Annotated in this window: 11 protein-coding genes; 7 read left to right on the top strand and 4 right to left on the bottom strand. The window is 41.8% G+C overall.

What is annotated here, in order from left to right; genetic code table 11:
• Positions 1-178: 178 nt before the first annotated feature.
• The 4 genes from NO989_RS20140 to NO989_RS20125 are packed head-to-tail and all read right to left on the bottom strand — an operon-like array spanning position 179 to position 6,802.
• Positions 179-715, bottom strand: a complete 537-nt coding sequence (locus tag NO989_RS20140) for a hypothetical protein (RefSeq protein WP_061094524.1) — start codon at positions 713-715, stop codon at positions 179-181.
• A gap of 3 nt (positions 716-718) precedes the next feature.
• Positions 719-2,908 (bottom strand): hypothetical protein, encoded by a 2,190-nt coding sequence (locus tag NO989_RS20135; protein ID WP_061094525.1) that lies wholly within the window; start codon positions 2,906-2,908, stop codon positions 719-721.
• Positions 2,909-2,919: 11 nt separating this feature from the next.
• Positions 2,920-5,388 carry a hypothetical protein gene (locus NO989_RS20130; RefSeq protein ID WP_150140950.1) on the bottom strand — a complete coding sequence of 823 codons (2,469 nt, stop codon included), beginning with the start codon at positions 5,386-5,388 and terminating at the stop codon, positions 2,920-2,922.
• Positions 5,389-5,392: 4 nt separating this feature from the next.
• The gene (locus NO989_RS20125) at positions 5,393-6,802 is read right to left on the bottom strand and encodes a tyrosine-type recombinase/integrase (protein WP_371343090.1); all 1,410 of its coding nucleotides are present in this window, start codon (positions 6,800-6,802) and stop codon (positions 5,393-5,395) included.
• A 252-nt stretch (positions 6,803-7,054) separates the two neighbouring features.
• Between NO989_RS20125 and NO989_RS20120 the strand changes: the two genes are divergently transcribed.
• From NO989_RS20120 to NO989_RS20090, 7 genes are all read left to right on the top strand, one after another.
• Positions 7,055-7,432, top strand: a complete 378-nt coding sequence (locus tag NO989_RS20120; RefSeq protein WP_156077905.1) for a hypothetical protein — start codon at positions 7,055-7,057, stop codon at positions 7,430-7,432.
• Between the two features lie 68 nt (positions 7,433-7,500).
• Positions 7,501-8,847 carry a TolC family protein gene (locus NO989_RS20115; protein ID WP_168477367.1) on the top strand — a complete coding sequence of 449 codons (1,347 nt, stop codon included), beginning with the start codon at positions 7,501-7,503 and terminating at the stop codon, positions 8,845-8,847.
• 13 nt (positions 8,848-8,860) lie between these two features.
• A complete protein-coding gene (locus NO989_RS20110; RefSeq protein WP_168477369.1) occupies positions 8,861-10,168 on the top strand; it encodes an efflux RND transporter periplasmic adaptor subunit in 1,308 nt (435 codons plus the stop codon).
• 15 nt (positions 10,169-10,183) lie between these two features.
• Positions 10,184-13,387: an efflux RND transporter permease subunit gene (locus NO989_RS20105; RefSeq protein ID WP_071980020.1), complete on the top strand. Its 3,204-nt coding sequence runs from the start codon at positions 10,184-10,186 to the stop codon at positions 13,385-13,387.
• 120 nt (positions 13,388-13,507) lie between these two features.
• Positions 13,508-13,828: an efflux RND transporter permease subunit gene (locus NO989_RS20100; RefSeq protein WP_071980019.1), complete on the top strand. Its 321-nt coding sequence runs from the start codon at positions 13,508-13,510 to the stop codon at positions 13,826-13,828.
• 678 nt (positions 13,829-14,506) lie between these two features.
• Complete coding sequence (locus NO989_RS20095) at positions 14,507-15,892, top strand: SMEK domain-containing protein (protein WP_071980017.1); 1,386 nt, start codon at positions 14,507-14,509, stop codon at positions 15,890-15,892.
• A 3-nt stretch (positions 15,893-15,895) separates the two neighbouring features.
• Positions 15,896-17,314 carry a hypothetical protein gene (locus NO989_RS20090; RefSeq protein ID WP_289622245.1) on the top strand — a complete coding sequence of 473 codons (1,419 nt, stop codon included), beginning with the start codon at positions 15,896-15,898 and terminating at the stop codon, positions 17,312-17,314.
• Positions 17,315-17,477: the final 163 nt, after the last annotated feature.

Below are 17,477 nucleotides of genomic sequence, written 5' to 3'. Positions count from 1 at the left end.
TTTATTATCGAGTTCGAGGAACGCCTCGAAAAGCATATTAACTAATGGCAGTTACACAGAATCTGTTACAGGCTCGGCGCAAAACCCCTTAGAGCAACCTGTCGGACCTAATTGCATCGTGATTTGAATTTGACAGGTTGAGTCCAGACTAATCCAGCTAAGAACATAAGTCTCGGAGCTAATCTAGCTTCTCTCGCTTTTTGAATTCTAGAACGTTGCCTGTTGCCCCCGTTGTTTCCACATCGATCATTAACTCAATATGCTTGCATTCTTCAGGCATATGTTCCCACATAGCAACGGTCATTTGGTGCATTCTCACGGCTTGAGACTTTAAGCGTTTTTTATAATCTCCAAGCTTTTCTTCTTTCTTCTCAATTTCTCTCTTAAGCTTTTTGATTTCTTTTTTAGCTTTGTCTAAGTCTTCCTTAGCCTTTATGTGGAGAGGGTGGCCGCGAACCACAGTATCGGACACATTGCTTACTCCATGAACACGATTTGCTTCAGCGCTTTCGATCAGCGCTTTTGTTTCTGGATAGCGCCTGGCCGATCCATTCGATAACCCCGCTTCTTTCTCAACATTAGAAACAACAATTTTAAGCTTGTTGGCTTTAAGCTTTTGTTTCAACTCTCTGTTAATCGGCTTTTGATGAACAAGCCGCGCCAATGCGTCTCTTAGCTGTCTTTCTGTTGAGCTTAACTCCGCCTTGTCTGTCATGCCTTACGCCTTCCTTGTCGTTTCGATAACCAAATTCAGCACATCTTCTGCAAATTCATACTTTTCATATTTAAATCCTAGATCATCCATGATCGCTTCCGCAGCTTTTACCTGCATAAAGTATTTGGTTGCAGAACTGGAGTTTAATTCATTGTTTTCTTTTAAAAACTCAACGTTTCTCATTGCGTCCATACGGGAGGATTCGGCATAAACAGCATTTTCAATAAAATCATATTCGCAGTCTACACATTCACTTAAATCAATATTGATACGCATTGAACATTGAGTATTAGTGCAATACATCCCAGGAGCAATAGCATGTAAATGTTCTTTACCGTTGGTCAACCGATCTATCCAGTAGTCAACCGATAGCTTGCGTTTGCTTACTCCATCTTCAAAATAACTTTCACCTTCGCGACTAATCTCAGCCGCTGCTGCTTGACCTTTACCTCCTGCGATACGCTTACCATTCGCCATTTTTTGATATATGCGAGCAAATATCTCAGCCTGTTGTGTGACTCGTTCTTTTTGTATTTCGCTGTAAAGTTTTTCAAATGAATAGGCATTTCGGGCATACCATCGCGTCATTGCCATCGACAAATGCGAAAATTGCTGCTTCAAGGCGGGGAAAGAACACAGCTCATAACCAATTAGGTAGTACGCGAGGGAGCGCCGTGTCTGGTGTGGCGAAAAGTGAAATTTATCACCCTGATTAAAAGATGTTTGGGTTGGGTCGGAGGTCTGTAAATGCCCCATATCTTCTGCTGTAAGTGTAAAATCAAATTTATCGCTGTTAAACCCCGTATTAATTTTAGTGTGTAATGCGCTCTTCCCTATAGGTTGGGGAAAAGCGATGTCCTTCAAGTTTGCAAACATTCGATGATTATTTTTCTTTGCAAATCTGTCGCGATAAGGCGTATTAATAGCATTTAATATATGGAAGGCTTTCCAACCCGTTTCCGTGGTTACAAACGTGTCATTTTTGGTTTGACTACTGATCGTAATTTTTGATTGGCGTGTAGTTAGAAAGTAAATGGTTTCCTTGCCAGTTTCGGACTCACATCCATTTTTATCGAAAGTCGTTCTTTGCGCACCGTAAACAGGACTCATTTTGTACAACTCGTCTACGCGCATTCCTGACAATGCCAAGCAAAGCCATGAGGCTTTTGTGTTCAAGCTTCTCAAATACTGTCTAAAACCAGCCCAGCCATAATAAGTGTTGCCAATGCGTGCTCTGAAGATACTAAGACATTCTCGTCGTATTTGAATGCGGGGTTGAATAGATGTGAATATTTGCATCCACCGTGGATCTTCACCTTTATCCGCTAAGGTTATTCCATTGTTGTCGAGCGCCTGGGTAAATCGTTCCCATGATTCTGCATAACCGCCATGAGGTTTATGGCTATAGCCGCTTCTAACCCTCAGAATTTTTCTTTTTACTTCATCGGAATAAAAGGAAATCATCTGCTCAACTGCTTGTTCGATTTCATCTCTTAATCCGTAGGCTTTTACGATATCTTCACTGTACCCTTTTAATGCCGCAAAATAGATTCGGGGGGGAATCACCACTTTTCCGTTTTGCGCATCAGAACTCATGTTGTACATCTTATGGGATTGATGTGAAAAATTGACCTTGAAAGGTAGCAGCCCTTTCAAGTGGACAAGACTATTCAACCCTATAAAACAATAGCTCCTAGAAATATCATACCATCCCTCAGTAACCAAAATTTCTAGATGCTCTTGATTCAATTCCTCAAATGAATTGATGCCACGTTTGATTAGTTGGGCAATATCCTTTCGAAGAGAGTTTTTTTTATTATTTATTGAAGCCAGTTCTATATGTTTAACAGAAAACCACATATCCGCTAATGCTACGCACTTCATTTGATTAAGCATGTGACGCTCTTTTTGATGAAGTACAATGACATTTTCTTCTTGCTCTGGCTCAATGTTAAAAATCAAGTTCGTGACCCCACTCCCTTTGTAGTCAGAATTTCTAAACGCCCATATATCCTCGCCAAACAAGATGGTCTTTTTTTGATCTTGATAGACCACCATTTTGTCTAACTCTTCCCAATCGCCTCGCAGTAGCGCAGGGAGAAGTTCCTGTTGCAAATAGTCGCCTCTATCACCAATTAAACGCATGGTATCTAAGGTTGAATCCATATCTTGTGAGTTTTCAAAAGACAGCATAGATATAGCCCTTATAAAAATTGGGTAATGGAAGATAACGAGTCGAAAAGTGGATAACGCCCTTTTTCTTCAAGCAAATCCTCAGCTTGTTCAACGGTCTCTAATGGGAGGCCGTCAAGGTTAGCTTGAAAGCGATTTATCTTTAATTGAATTACCGAAGCGCGTTCTGGGTATTGGTCAATGGCTTCACTTAACGCATCGAGAAAGCTCAATAGTTTATAAATAGCGTAGGGGTCATCAACGAGTTTGGCGCTTTTGCAAAAGACGCAAAGATCGTATTGATAGCAGGTAATATCTTGACCCTCTTCAATAATCCCTTTTTTTTCTGCGAACTTGCGTGCTGCATAATGCCAATCTTTCTCTGACAGCAAATCAATTTCCCCGCCGCAGCTAATGCCATTGGGGTTTGTAGGAGCATTACGTTGTTTCCAAACATCGTATTCTAAGACGGGAATTTCCAATTCTTTCTTAACCGATTCTATAGCTTCACTGCGGCTCTTGCCCTGGGCTATGTAGACTAACCCCATCATCCCTTGTGACATTTGCTTGTTGTTTGAGACAGGGTGGCCGTTGGGGTAATGTCTTTCAGTTGTTTCAATATTGTGCTGCAAAATTTTTCGGGCTGTCCACCCTTTTTCTTCAGCTTTATACTCTAAGTTAGAATGAGTAGTGCGAATCCTACTGGCGGTAATATTTATAAAGTAATCACCGCGACCAATGCCACACAATTTTAACAGAACTTCGCGAATCGGAACCTCACCTTCTGACCACTGATAAGTAACATATTTACCACCCAGCGGTAGTAAGAATGGATGCTTGGTTGTTGAACTCCCCCCACCAAAACCATAATTTTTTCTGGGTAAAGGGTTTCTGCTCGCAGCATAACGCTCAACCAATTGAAGAAAAGGTTTGTATTTAGCTGCAACAATAAACTCACCTTTAGAGCCATCAGCATATTTGAAAGAAACTGTCATCGCTCCATCGGAATCTTTCTCTGAATAATTAAGCGGTATAAGCGCGTTCCGCAATGAAACATCAGTCATACATGAAAGAGCAGCGTAAGCAATAGGCATTGCTCTTATTGTTACAACTTGCTTTTTAAGAACGGTGACTTTTGCTTCCATCGTGTATACACCATCATCTCGTTTAATCTTGTTAAACGTGGTCATCTTTTGATCTTTAACAATGTCGGCGTAGGTTTTTACTAGATGGTCGGTCAACTCAGCTCTGCTATCAGAAAGCAAATTTAGGTTCTTTGATAATTGGAATGAAGCTCCAGACACATCAACCTTGCCTTTATCACCTTCGCTATTGAGGAAATATATCAGAGTGTCATAAGGGTCTTCGCTGTAGGTTTTCGAGAGGAGTTCGAGTGCTCGAAGAAAGGTAATTCCGTCAGTTTCTCCAACAGTGTCGCGCTTATTGATGTCAGCGACAATAAACCCAGCTTCCTCATCTTTGGCTTCGGGGTGGGAGCTTTCTTCTAAGCCTGAAAATAACGCTTTTACGTCCTTTGATGCACGACCTTTGTAAGCGCGAACTTGAGCAACTTTTGATGTCCGACCATCTTTATTTGACGTAACCATTTTAATGGGGTGGCGAACCTGTCTAATCACTGTGTCGTTAAATGCAGTGTAATAGGCAAACAAAGTGTAAGCTGCCGACATGCATTGATTAAAAGGACTCGCTAAGCCTTCTGAAGCTGAACCATTTTTTCTCCCAAGTGTAATCGTGATGTCACGATTATCTATTCTTTCAACCACAATGTTTTCTAGGTATTGAGGTGGGGGCGATTCGGGGTTTTCTTCTTTAAACGCAATAAGTTGAGTTACCAAAGAGAAAAAGAGAAGCTGAGTGCGTCTAACTAGTGCATACCATTCGCTTGATGTATAAGGTAGTGTAGCAAAATCTGTTATCTCACCAGTAAAGCTCTTAAGCGTGGCTTGCATGTCTGACACATCAAAATCAAGCACTGGAAGCATCGAGTCGAGATTCATCTTTTTTTGAAGAGCTGAGGATTCCAACAAACCAAACTCTTCACCATTATGATACTGAAATTGGTATTTTTTAGGCTCACTAGCAATGTCAACTAAGCGCCGTAACTCACCTGAGTTACCAGCGTAATAAAGATATCCAGCCTGACTAAAAGGGTCGAACTTCTTAATGTCGCAAAATGCAATGTAAGTCTTTAAGGCGCTTAATTTAACTACTAGAGACCATGCATTGGTTTCATTTTTCTTCTCTTGATCAACCCATCTTTTTAGCTTTTGCATTCTTTCCAGTCGAGAGGGTTTAGCTAATGGTTTTTTGGGATCACACTGTTCATGACACCAATAAATAAAATTGTGTCTTGTGCTGTTTAGCACCCCTTCTGGCCGTATATCAACGATCAAATCTAATGAAGTAACATTTTTCTTAGTAATCGGCGGAGCGGGTGATTTATTTTGATTTCTCGATGCTGCTAATCGACTTTTTGCCATATCATCACCTCAGCGATTGTTGTGCGAATTGATTTTTACGCTGAGCGAATTCCAACCATGTTTTATTGTCATTCATGTAGTTAACGTATTTTTGAGTGGTAGAGGTGCTTTCATGCCCCATCAAATCAGCCAGCTCCTGTAACAAAGCCTCGAAGGGCTTACCTGTTTCCATATGTTTGCTGTACAGCCAGTCGGTTGCGAAAGTGGCTCGTAAGTCATGAGGGGCAAAATAAATATCAAGCCCACAGTGTGTCAAATCATTGCGGATAGTTTCCACATACTTTTGAATGGTGTTTGGAGCGTAGATATTGCCATTCGATTTAACGAATAAGTGGTTATGGCGAAGTAATCCTTTTTCAATAGCCTTCTTCCTCGCCTTACTTAACTTGTACTCGTACAACAGATCCATGACACTGGCTGGGATTTCAATTGTTCTGTTTTTTTTGAACTTGGTTAAGCAACCGTTAATATTCTCACCAATTTGCACCTTAACTACTTTAGCTTTTGGCTTGTCCACGACAGAGGCAGGAAATGTTATTAATTCCTCCAATCTCAATCCCGTTTCAGTTTTTAAGTACACCATTAGGGCTTTAGTGTCAGATGAATTTTCAATATCAAGGTGTTTATAAAGCTCTTGTTTTTCATCTTCACGAAGTGGGTTAAGCTCTCGAATATCAGCATCTTGAGGTTTTTTTATGTTCTTAAATGGTCTAGTGAGACCTGTGGTGTATACAATAATTTCCTTACTGTGACTGCGATTGAGATGTGAGAGCATTTCATGTTGTGCTCTGTTTCCTTTGTTGCTTATGCGAACAGTCTTTGCCTTAAACTCAAATGGTCGAAAGGTTTTGCTGATTGAAATGATCCGCTGGCGATGAAGGAAGATGAAGTAATTGACAACTTTCATAACATAGTTAGAGGCTGTACTTGGAGAACCACCGACTTTTCCAGTTTCATCCTTGGTATAAAGGTTTTCCAATAAATAGTCTCGATATCTCACGATTGGACTTTCCTCTACCTTCTCGGTGCAGTCATATATTGTTAACGGAGGTTTTTCATCAACCAGAAGGCCAGTCCTTGGGTGTGTATGTTCGGGGATTTCCGTGCTCAACCACCGATAGAAGCTCAATAACGCAACTGCATGGGATTGAATCGTCTTATCGGAGGATATATCTGGATCTGCCAACAAAGAGTGAAGATATAGATTCACTGGCACCACATTGATACCATCGGGGTCTATTAAAATTGGAAGTTTATGAGCAAATGGTTTTGAGTTGTCCCTAACGTCATGGATGATCTCGCCACTGTCAGGGTGTGGCCTACTTATAAATGAGGGATATTTCTCCGTACTAATCCACATAAGACAATAGTCAAAGCCGAAGTCATCTGGAAACGACCTATTTTGTTCAATCACATTAACACCTAAATCATCCGTTATTCACACTGCTAAGCCTTCCCCCAGGGGGTTACGCGTTCATACATCTACTTTTTCAAGATATTTCTTAACCAATAGTAAAAATTGTAACCACCCCTCATCTCGACGTCTAATTTATACAACCTGAAACATTACAACATGTGATGTCTAAAGTATTTCCCAACTGTAAGCTAGAATTTGCCAATGAACAATGTCGTGACGAAGTGAAATAGACTTGGTAGACTCACGCTTATGAAAAATTTAAAACGAATAAGTTACATCATGATCTCGCTGATACTCTTTCAGTCGTTTTCTGCTGTGGCCAATTCATTAGATTTTCATGCAATAGATACTCAACATTTGCAACATGAACACAATCATGCTGAGCATGATAAGAGTTTGTCATCAACAAGTATTCAAGATGCAAGTACCGACCAAGTAAAGGGGCAGCATAACCCAGCCGACTGTCATCACTGTGGTCATTGCCATGGTACACATGTTCAGTGGGTCGGTCATGACAGTATCAGTAAACACCATCACGTGGTGTCCAACCACAACTTTAACTATCTAGATGCTCTTATAGACGCACCTATCAACCGCCTACTGCGCCCACCTAAGCAAAAATCCTAAATTCTGTTTAAAGCTCGTCGCGATAACCTTAAACGCGACGTCCGTTATTATTTAATTTTAGGATTATTATGAATCTCACTCATTTTATTGGGCGTGACCTGCATGTCAGGCCGCCACTGCTATCTGCGTCTTTTAAGCGTATTCAAACAACAAAAGCCACATCATTGAGACGGCTTAGCTTACTTACATTTAATGGCACCAAACTGCTGTGCACTTGCTTATTGTTTGTACCGATTTTTGCTCATGCGCAAAATCAGAACTGGGAAAGTTGGTTCTCTTCACAGATAAACAAACATCCCGATATTGTCGCGGCCAAAGAACAATTGTTAAGCACAGGTGCGCTCGCTGATGCTTCTGAACGAGCCCTTTATAACCCTGAATTGTCAACTGACTATACGCGTAATGGCGATAACAATGACTACAGCGTGGGTGTTGAACAGACAATCGACCTTTGGGACAGGCAAGGCGCAAGGCGACAAAAAGCGGGTTTTATGCGCACTGCTGCACAAGCTCAATACCAAGAAGTCGTTTTAAACAAATCAGCTGATGCTATTGATGCATTAATCAATTGGCGTGCAGCAAGAAGTGCCGCTGTAATTGCAAAATCACAACAACAGCAACTTAATTCGTTACTTGAATTGGTCGAAATACGTCAAGCGGCTGGTGATCTAGGGAGTATCGATGCAGAGCTTACCTTTTTGTCGTTATCGAAACAATTTGCTCAAGTGGCGGGAGCAGAGGCTCAACTTCAAATGGCCGAAGCAATGGTGCGGGAGTTACTTCCTGATTGGGAGCCAGAGCGAGGGATTATACCCGACGACTTTTGGCCTTCTAATGCTACATATCCGTCTGATGAAGAATTACTAAAACACCCAAAAGTAGCAAGCGCTTATGCGCAATGGCTCACGCAAAAAGAAGAAGCAGAAGTCACTAGACGTAGTGCAAAAGCAAATCCTACTTTTGGTATTAATGCAGGGCAGGAAGCGCGAGAAAACACCGTTGGGCTGACCTTTTCCATACCGTTAAACATTCGCAACGATTACAGTGCAGAAACTCGCGCCGCAGAACGCATGGCGTTAGAAACTGAAGCACGTTTTAGAGCGCAGTATCGGAAACTTCGTTTCGATTTAAAAGGAGCGTTTGGCGCGTGGCAAAGCTACAACCTACAGTTTACGCAATGGCAATCATTGGTAAAGGGTCGCATCGAGAGTAGTGGTGATTTGTTAGAGAAGCAGTGGCGCAGTGGCGATTTATCAACGACTAACTACCTTATTGCACTGAATCAACGCGCAGAAAGTTTACTGTCTGGCATAGAGCTCGAAAAGCAAACGCGCATAGCATTAAAAAATCTCATGCTGCAATCAGGTCGTCTTATCGACTTGCCCCCAGTTCAACACGATTTCTCAATTGAGTAACAGGATTAACAAAATGAATAAAACAGTATTAGCAGTTTTCATCGCCACATTTGTCGGCGCTGCACCAAGTTTCGCACAAAAGTCTGATCAACAGCATGCTCACAATGAAACGGTAACAAGCATCGATAAAAGCATAAAAGATAAACATGACGAACATACTGATGATGGTCATGAAGAACATGAACTACAAGATGGTCAAAAGCTTGATGAGCATGGAGGCGAGGGTGCCGATGAACATGATGATCACGAAAGCGAACATGCTCATGATAAAGGTGAAAACGAGGATAAAGATGATGAAGAGCATGATGAAACTGCTTCTGCATCGTTAGACTCCAATCAAATGGCATTAGCCAACATTAAAGTAAGCACACTAAGCCCCAAAATTGTCAATTATACTTTGTATGCACCGGGTGAAATATTTTCAAACGGCTATAGCAGCTATAGAGTATCACCCAGAGTGGCATCCGTTGTCACGCGTCGTCATGTGGCATTGGGAGACAGGGTAAATAAAGGCCAAGTGCTTGTCACGCTTTTTAGCGAAACCGTTGCGCAAGCACAAGCCAATTACCGAACAACATATCCAGAATGGGAAAGAGTAAAAGGACTTGGTCGAAAAACTGTTGGAGAGCAGCGCTACATTGATGCAAAAGCTAATTTTGAAGCGGCTAGTGCAGTATTAATCTCATATGGTTTATCCGATGCAGATTTGAAAACGCTCACCTCACAGCAATCAATAACATTAGGAGAATATCGCTTACGTGCTGAAATTGATGGCGCGGTACTCAGTGACTCGTTTGAACAAGGTCAGCGTATTGATGCGGGAGAGCCGTTGATCTCGTTGGCAGATGAAAGTGAACTTTGGGTAGAAGCGCATCTACCATCGAATATTAACCTGCGGTTAGGTGCAGGTTCTCCGGCACAAATCAAAGTGGGAGACTTCACAGTTGATGCAACGGTTACACAAGAGGCACATACCATTGACCCAATTACTCGAACGAGAACGGTTCGGCTATTAGTGAGCAACCCTGAACATCGTTTGCATCCTGGTCAATTTGCCGAGGTGTATTTCCGTTTTCTGACAAAAATGCCGGTAATGGCTGTTTCAGAAAGTGCGCTAATGCGAGGGCCCGATGGAGACTGGATGGTATTTGTAGAAGATCATCCCGGCGAGTTTTTACCCGTCGAAGTTGAACTTGGAAGAGCGCTTGGTGGCTTGCGGGAAATAACCGGTGTAGAGCCGGGTTCTCGCGTAGTAAGCGAAGGTGCTTTTTTTGTCGCTTCACAAATCGCTAAAGGCGGTTTTGACCCACACAACCACTAATTAGGAGGAGTCTTTATGTTTAATAAATTAATTGATTGGGCTGTTACTAATCGTTTGTTAGTGGTGATTGCTCTGACAACGTTAATAGTCAGCGCGGTTTTTGTTATTCCAAAACTGAATTTGGATGCATTTCCAGATGTCACCAACGTGCAAGTATCTGTCAATACAGAAGCACCGGGGTTAGCTGCCGAAGAAGTAGAGCAGTTAATTACTTATCCAATAGAAGCGGTGATGTATGCCTTACCGGATGTGATGGAAGTGCGCTCTATTTCCAAAACAGGTCTTTCAGGTGTGACCGTTGTGTTTAGCGAGGACACAGATATCTATTTTGCACGTCAATTGGTATTCGAGCGTCTGCAAGCGGCTAAAGAGTTAATTCCCGAGGGCGTCGGTACGCCAGAAATGGGACCCAACACATCAGGATTGGGGCAAGTGTATCAGTATCTATTGTTGGCTGAGCCCGATTCAGGCCTAGACGCTATGGCGTTGCGTAGTTTAAATGATTGGGTGGTGAAATTGCTGCTGCTTCCTGCCGATGGCGTAACGGATGTGCTCTCTTTTGGTGGGGAAGTACGCCAATACCAAGTTAACCTCAATCCATCTCAATTACTTGGATATGGCTTGACTCAAGATATAGTGATGGAAGCACTTGAGCGGAATAATACCAATGTGGGGGGGTGGTATATGAACCGAGGGCAGGAGCAACTTGTGATAAGAGGCACTGGCTGGTTAGATCATGGCGAGGAAGGGTTAGAGCAATTACGTCAGGTACCTTTAAAAACCGTAGACGGAACAACGATTACTGTATCCGATGTGGCGAACGTTGAGTTAGGTAGCGAAATTCGTCAGGGTGCTGCCACCATGACCAGAAAAGACGCCGACGGTAACATTCAAAACTTAGGTGAAGTCGTCTCAGGCATTGTACTTAAGCGCATGGGAGCTAACACGAAAGCCACAATTGATGGCGTCAATGCTCGTATTCAGCGAATTAACCAAGCATTGCCTGATGGCGTGAGTTTTGAAGTATTCTACGATCAAGCTGACTTAATTACTCAAGCCGTGGATACGGTTGTAAATGCGCTAATGTTAGCGTTCGTATTTATTATTGTTATTCTAGCTTTATTTTTGATGAATCTACGAGCCACGTTTTTAGTCCTGATTTCGATCCCTATTTCTATTGGTATTGCCTTAATGGTCATGTCGTGGTTTGGACTTTCTGCCAACCTTATGTCGCTTGGGGGCATTGCAGTGGCAATCGGCATGCTAGTAGATGGCTCAGTGGTAATGGTTGAAAACATGTTTAAACACTTGACTCACACTGATGCTGAGCATGATCACAAGAGACAATTGGGTGAACATGTTGAAGATGATGATCCATTAGACTCGTCCCATGATACGCACGGTATCGCTTTGCGATTACAAGAAGCGGGCAAGGAGGTAGCCCGGCCTATCTTCTTCGCAACAGCCATAATCCTTGTGGTATTCATGCCTTTGTTTAGCTTTGAAGGCGTTGAAGCAAAATTATTTCAACCAATGGCTATTAGTATTATGTTGGCCATGCTTTCGGCGGTATTAGTTGCACTGATTATTGTACCGGCATTGGCGACGTATCTATTTAAAAAAGGCGTGAAACCACGAGAAAGCGTTGTGTTGAAACCTTTAGACGCGGGGTATCGCAAAGGGCTATCGTGGGCAATTTTGCATAAAAAAGTAGTGATTGGAATTGCTGCAATTATGGTAGTCGCTGCTGGTGTAGTGCTTCCTCGGCTTGGCACAGAGTTTGTACCAGAACTGGAAGAGGGCACCATTAACTTGCGTGTTACTTTAGCGCCTTCATCTAGTTTAGATACTGCCCTAGAGGTCTCCCCTAAGCTTGAGAATATATTAATGGGGTTTCCAGAAGTCACCTATACATTGTCGCGTATCGGTCGCGCCGAAATAGGAGGCGATCCTGAGCCTGTAAACAATATCGAAATTTATATCGGGTTAAAGCCAGTGCCTGAATGGACAAGTGCAAGTAACCGCTATGAACTGCAAGCGTTAATGGAAGAAAAAATGGAGCAACATCCGGGTTTGCTCTTCAATTTTTCTCAACCTATCGCGACAAGAGTGGACGAGTTGTTATCGGGTGTAAGAGCTCAACTTGCCATTAAATTATTTGGACCTGATCTTGACATCTTGGCTGAAAAAGGCCAAGCCATTGAAGCTTTAGTAAAAGAAGTTGAAGGTGCAAGAGATGTTGCTATGGAGCAAATTGCCGGTGAATCTCAACTGATTGTGACACCGAATCGCCGCGCTCTGTCGCGCTATGGGTTGGCCGTGGGTGATGTAATGGAGCTCGTAAGCGAAGGTTTAGGTGGAGCCAGCGCTGGCCAAATCATCAATGGTAATGAGCGCTATGATATTTATGTCAGGCTTGCTGAACAATTTCGAAATAACAGTCAAACGATAGCCGACTTGCGCTTACAAACTCCGTCAGGTGCATGGGTTCGTTTAGGAGATGTTGCAGAAGTGACGATTGCTTCTGGTCCACCGCAAGTCAGACGTGATGACGTACAGAGGCGAGTTGTTATCCAGGCAAATGTTCAAGGTCGAGACATGGGTAGCGTGGTGGCAGATATTCGTCAATCTATTGATGAGCAGCTAGCACTGCCTACTGGCTATTCAGTGGATATTGGCGGGCAATTTGAGAATCAACAACGGGCGCAGAAACGATTATCACTAGTTGTGCCGCTTTCGTTGGGCTTAATTGCATTACTACTGTACTTTGCTTTTGCTTCGTTTGGTCAGGCAATGCTGATCCTCGTGAATGTGCCTCTAGCTGTGATAGGCGGAGTATTTTCACTTTGGTTATCAGGGCAATATCTTTCTGTACCGAGCTCCGTAGGTTTTATTACCTTATTTGGAGTGGCGGTCCTAAATGGGGTGGTGATGGTAGAAAGCATCAATCAGCGCATTGCAGACGGATTATCAGTATCTGACGCTGTATTCGATGGTGCTACATCAAGACTTCGGCCAGTGTTGATGACGGCGATTACATCTGCGCTAGGGCTAATTCCAATGTTAATGTCTAACGGCGTGGGTGCTGAAATCCAAAAACCGTTAGCAAGTGTTATTGTAGGCGGCTTAGTAACCGCGACATTTTTGACGCTCTTTGTACTGCCTGTGCTTTTTGCCTGGTTTTCAAAAGGGAAGTTAAAAGATATGACAAGAGCATAATCTTAATTTGAGCTGGCCTGTTGCATGCGATAAGCATCGATAGGCTAGCATCAAACCTTATAGGAGTAGATATGAAAAACTATCAAAGGCTACCAAAAAATATTACATCTCTTTTTTACATTGTCTATATCCGCTGGAGTAGGTTTCACAGCGCTATCTGCTATTGCGGCGTTATACGGGCTGGTGATGATTTCGTTTATTAAACAGCAGTTGGAGGAAACAGATGATTTGATCGAATCGATTGTAGAAGGTGCAATCACTAGATTTCGCCCTGTGTTGATGACAGCGCTCGTTGCGAACTTGGGTTTTATTCACATGGAGTTAAATGTGGGTACGGGTACTGAAGTTCAAACGCCTCTGGCGACAGTGGCCATCGGTAGATCAACCTTACTAACCCCTTTTGTGATGCCAGTGCTGTATCGAATGAATGGCTCATGCTAAAAAAATGAAATAGTCAGGAAACCTCGGGGCGTCAAGACGCGAGGCTCTTTTGCAATCAATGACTTAATCTCTTCAAAGGACAGTAAATTATGAAAAAATCATATACATTGAAAAGATGGGCACTCCTAATAGTCCTGACGATGTCTGTCGTGGCTTGCAGCAGCTCACTTAGAGAAACAGAAATAGTAAACTTACCTAATGACCCAGTTACTATTCTTAGTGTGAATGTTAACCAAAGTGGAGATAGCTGGAACGTATGGGGTGAGCTACAGTCAATCACCCACAGTACAATGCGAAATGTTCGCATACGGATATCAGTCATTTCAGATGATGGAAAGGTAATTCAGCAAAAGTATGCAGAATACAGAAGGAGAATAAGCACCGATAGACATCGTAGAATAAGACCAACGAACAAAGCTATTTTCAACGTTACATTTGAATCAATACCCGAAAATGCGAGGGTGATTGCTGAACATGTGACCAGCCAATAATAGTTACAGTACTAATCTGTCTGAGCAGTTACAAGCAGTGTAGTACATTCGCTGCAATAACATTGATAGGTTTATGTATTTTTACTGTTTGTATTGTTTCTAAACAAAAAGGTAAATTAAGCTTGATTTATACAAACAAGCGCCAATGTATACTGTATATAAAATCAGGCTTATATCAAGGATCAACATGGATGCATTAACTGTCGAAAACGAATTACGCGAAGCCGTATCAAGAATAGTTAGTCAGGTTGAGCTCGCAAGTAAGCAGGGTAGGCTTGATATTAACTTAGCGATGGAAGATGCATTTATACCCATTCTCAAAGAGTTGTTTCACTTGCAAAAGTTACACAATCTAAATGCGAAGCAGAAAAATTACCCTGGTATAGATCTAGGGGATGAGTATGATCGAGTAGCATTTCAGGTAACCGCAACTACAGATCTCGAAAAAGTTAAAAAAACGCTATCCATTTTCGTTGATAAAAACTATCAATCCAACTTTGATGAGCTCTTTATTCTGATGCTTGTGGGCAAACAGAAAAGCTACTCACAACAGGCTATTGATAAAATAACGGGAGAGAAATTTAATTTCATTGCAAAAACACATATTATTGATTGCGGCGACATTTTATCAAAAGTAACAGAATTAAGAGTTACTGCCCAACGTCGGATCCTGCACGAATTCAAACTTATTCTTGGAGAAATTGATGTTTATTTAGCGCTTCGCGAACCAAAAACCGATGTTCCAGTCGTGTTCACGTCAAATATTGCGCCAATTACTTTCCCATCTAAGGTTTTTATTGCTGAAACTACAATAGTCAAAAAGGATGTGCTTTCGCGAGCAAAAAGTGAACTTGAATATAAGGGCAGGAAGTCAGATATGCACATGTGCATTCGTCTTGCTTTAGAACTTGAAGGCTCTAAGTTTACGGGGTGGGCTTTTCATGATGGTAAGATATTCACGTTCGAAGATTTCGAAGTCCAATCCGCGCTGAAGTCTCTAATTGATGTTGGAACTATCGAAGAAGTCGATAGCGATGAGCTATATAACTCAGAATATGTAGAATATGAAAATGTCTTTAAGTCGCTTCTTCAAGGGCAAATACGGGAGCAGCTCATACACCATAATGTCAACTTTGATATGTATGAAAAGCAATTCTATTTTAATAAAGAGGACGAAAAGCAAACACACAGGAAAGAAACATGGAAAGGTATGAAAACAGCTCATAGAACAGTTTTTGAACGTGTAGATAGTAAGAAAGAACCCGGTAGTCTTGCACACTATAAACACCTAAGCTTCCAATTAAGGTTTATTCATACGATGGGTCAGTACCATACCCTGATCGTACCGAGTTGGCTTTATACCTATAACTCTTATCGTCGCATCCGTTTTCACGACAAGTTGGTAACGAAGCAAAAAAGGCTTGAAAACAATCAAGCAGTGAGAAATCTGACCCGGTTTATTGCTTTTTTTCTCTCTCAAATGACACATCAGGAAATTAAGTTCGGTTCGCTTATTCAGCTTGTCCCAGAAAACATCACCGAAGAATTGATTGATATCGATGAGGAGGAATAAACAGTGAAGGTTACCGTAATTGAAGAGCCGCTTTTAGAGTTCGGTAAAGGAACACATATTTGTCCACGTAATGGAATCGAACGAATGGGTGTTTATGATACTAAAGATGAACTTAGACGCTCAGAGCTAAGACTCGGAATAGTAGGAAGGGGGGAGGGCGTAGATAAACTCGACGTTTGGTTGGACTTATGTCGCAGCGGTATTGTCGGCAAGGAAAGTGAGCTATCAAACCTGTTTAAAGGTTTTGGTGGTGTTTCGGCTGACTATGGTTTTTTCACGCGACTATTATCTTCACCAGGATTCACGCGCGCGCTTCAAAAATCTTCAATTGTTAAAGTTAGTCGTATTAAAACTAGAGAAGAAAGAGTCGTGGCAGCAGTAAACTTGTACTACGAACAAGTCCAGTTTCTTGCAGAGAATAGAGCAATTGACGTCATTATTTGCGTTATACCAGAAGAACTATTCCTATCATTAACGCAAAAAGATGCTGGTTCGAAAAAAGACACCGGATCAGTCGAACAGTATATGGAACATGACTTTAGACGTTTACTAAAGGCGAAATGCATGCACCTTGGCATACCTTTGCAACTTGTGCTCGAAAGTACGCTATTGACAGGGAAAGCGAATAGAGGGAATCAGGACGATGCGACTCGCGCGTGGAATTTTGCAACGGCTTTGTACTATAAAGGTAATAAAACAGTTCCATGGAGGCTAAAAGAAGAGCGCTTTAAACCGAAGAGTTGTTATGTTGGAATTGGATTTTATAAGAGTAGAGATGGTGAAACTATATCAACAAGTTTAGCTCAAGTATTTGATGAGTTTGGTCACGGGGTAATCTTACGCGGGACACCTGTTGTCATCGATAAAAATGATAAGCGTCCGTTTATGTCAGAAGAACAAGCTTATGATTTATTAAGCTCAGCGTTATCTGAATACGATAAAGCCCTTATGCAAATGCCTGCCAGAATTGTTATTCATAAAACGTCAAAATTTCGAGAAACTGAAATCAGGGGGTTTTGTCGTGTTTTAGAAGAGAAAGGCGTTCGTTCTAAGGACTTTGTTTCTATCACTAATACGGATATTAGATTGTTTAGTCAGACTAGTTATCCACCCAAGAGAGGCACATTGCTCTCAATAAATGAAAGTGAAGGCGTTTTGTATACACGCGGCACAATCGATTTTTATCAAACTTATCCTGGAGCTTACGTACCAAATCCGCTAAAAATAGATGTTTATGAAAACGATTCGTCTTTAGAGGAGTTGTCTGAGGAAGTATTGGGTTTAACTAAGATGAATTGGAATAACACACAACTAGATGGCAGATTGCCTATTACTCTTGAGTGTGCAAAAAAGGTTGGGGATATAATGAAATACGTGGATTTAGGTGAAAAGCCTCAAGTCAGTTACAGTTTTTATATGTAGATTTGTTGCATTACCACCATTATGTCTAATACTGTTCAGTATTAGACATAGGGTGCAGGATTAAGTTATAATGTTTGCATCTTAACTGAGACTGTAACTAATTTTGTGTAACTGCCTATCTCAATTTACTCTATAGAGAGTTAAGGATAGGCAGATGAACATG

It is taken from the genome of Alteromonas sp. DY56-G5, from assembly GCF_041414725.1.
Lineage (GTDB): Bacteria > Pseudomonadota > Gammaproteobacteria > Enterobacterales > Alteromonadaceae > Alteromonas > Alteromonas macleodii.
The sequence above is the reverse complement of the archived record's forward strand: the minus strand, read 5'-3'. Positions and strand labels throughout refer to the sequence as shown.

What these genes read in the sequence shown, in the direction of transcription:
- NO989_RS20140 (WP_061094524.1), bottom strand. Translation starts at nt 715, where the DNA reads ATGACAGACAAGGCGGAGTTAAGCTCAACAGAAAGACAGCTAAGAGAC.
- NO989_RS20135 (WP_061094525.1), bottom strand. Translation starts at nt 2,908, where the DNA reads ATGCTGTCTTTTGAAAACTCACAAGATATGGATTCAACCTTAGATACC.
- NO989_RS20130 (WP_150140950.1), bottom strand. Translation starts at nt 5,388, where the DNA reads ATGGCAAAAAGTCGATTAGCAGCATCGAGAAATCAAAATAAATCACCC.
- NO989_RS20120 (WP_156077905.1), top strand. Translation starts at nt 7,055, where the DNA reads ATGAAAAATTTAAAACGAATAAGTTACATCATGATCTCGCTGATACTC.
- NO989_RS20115 (WP_168477367.1), top strand. Translation starts at nt 7,501, where the DNA reads ATGAATCTCACTCATTTTATTGGGCGTGACCTGCATGTCAGGCCGCCA.
- NO989_RS20110 (WP_168477369.1), top strand. Translation starts at nt 8,861, where the DNA reads ATGAATAAAACAGTATTAGCAGTTTTCATCGCCACATTTGTCGGCGCT.
- NO989_RS20105 (WP_071980020.1), top strand. Translation starts at nt 10,184, where the DNA reads ATGTTTAATAAATTAATTGATTGGGCTGTTACTAATCGTTTGTTAGTG.
- NO989_RS20095 (WP_071980017.1), top strand. Translation starts at nt 14,507, where the DNA reads ATGGATGCATTAACTGTCGAAAACGAATTACGCGAAGCCGTATCAAGA.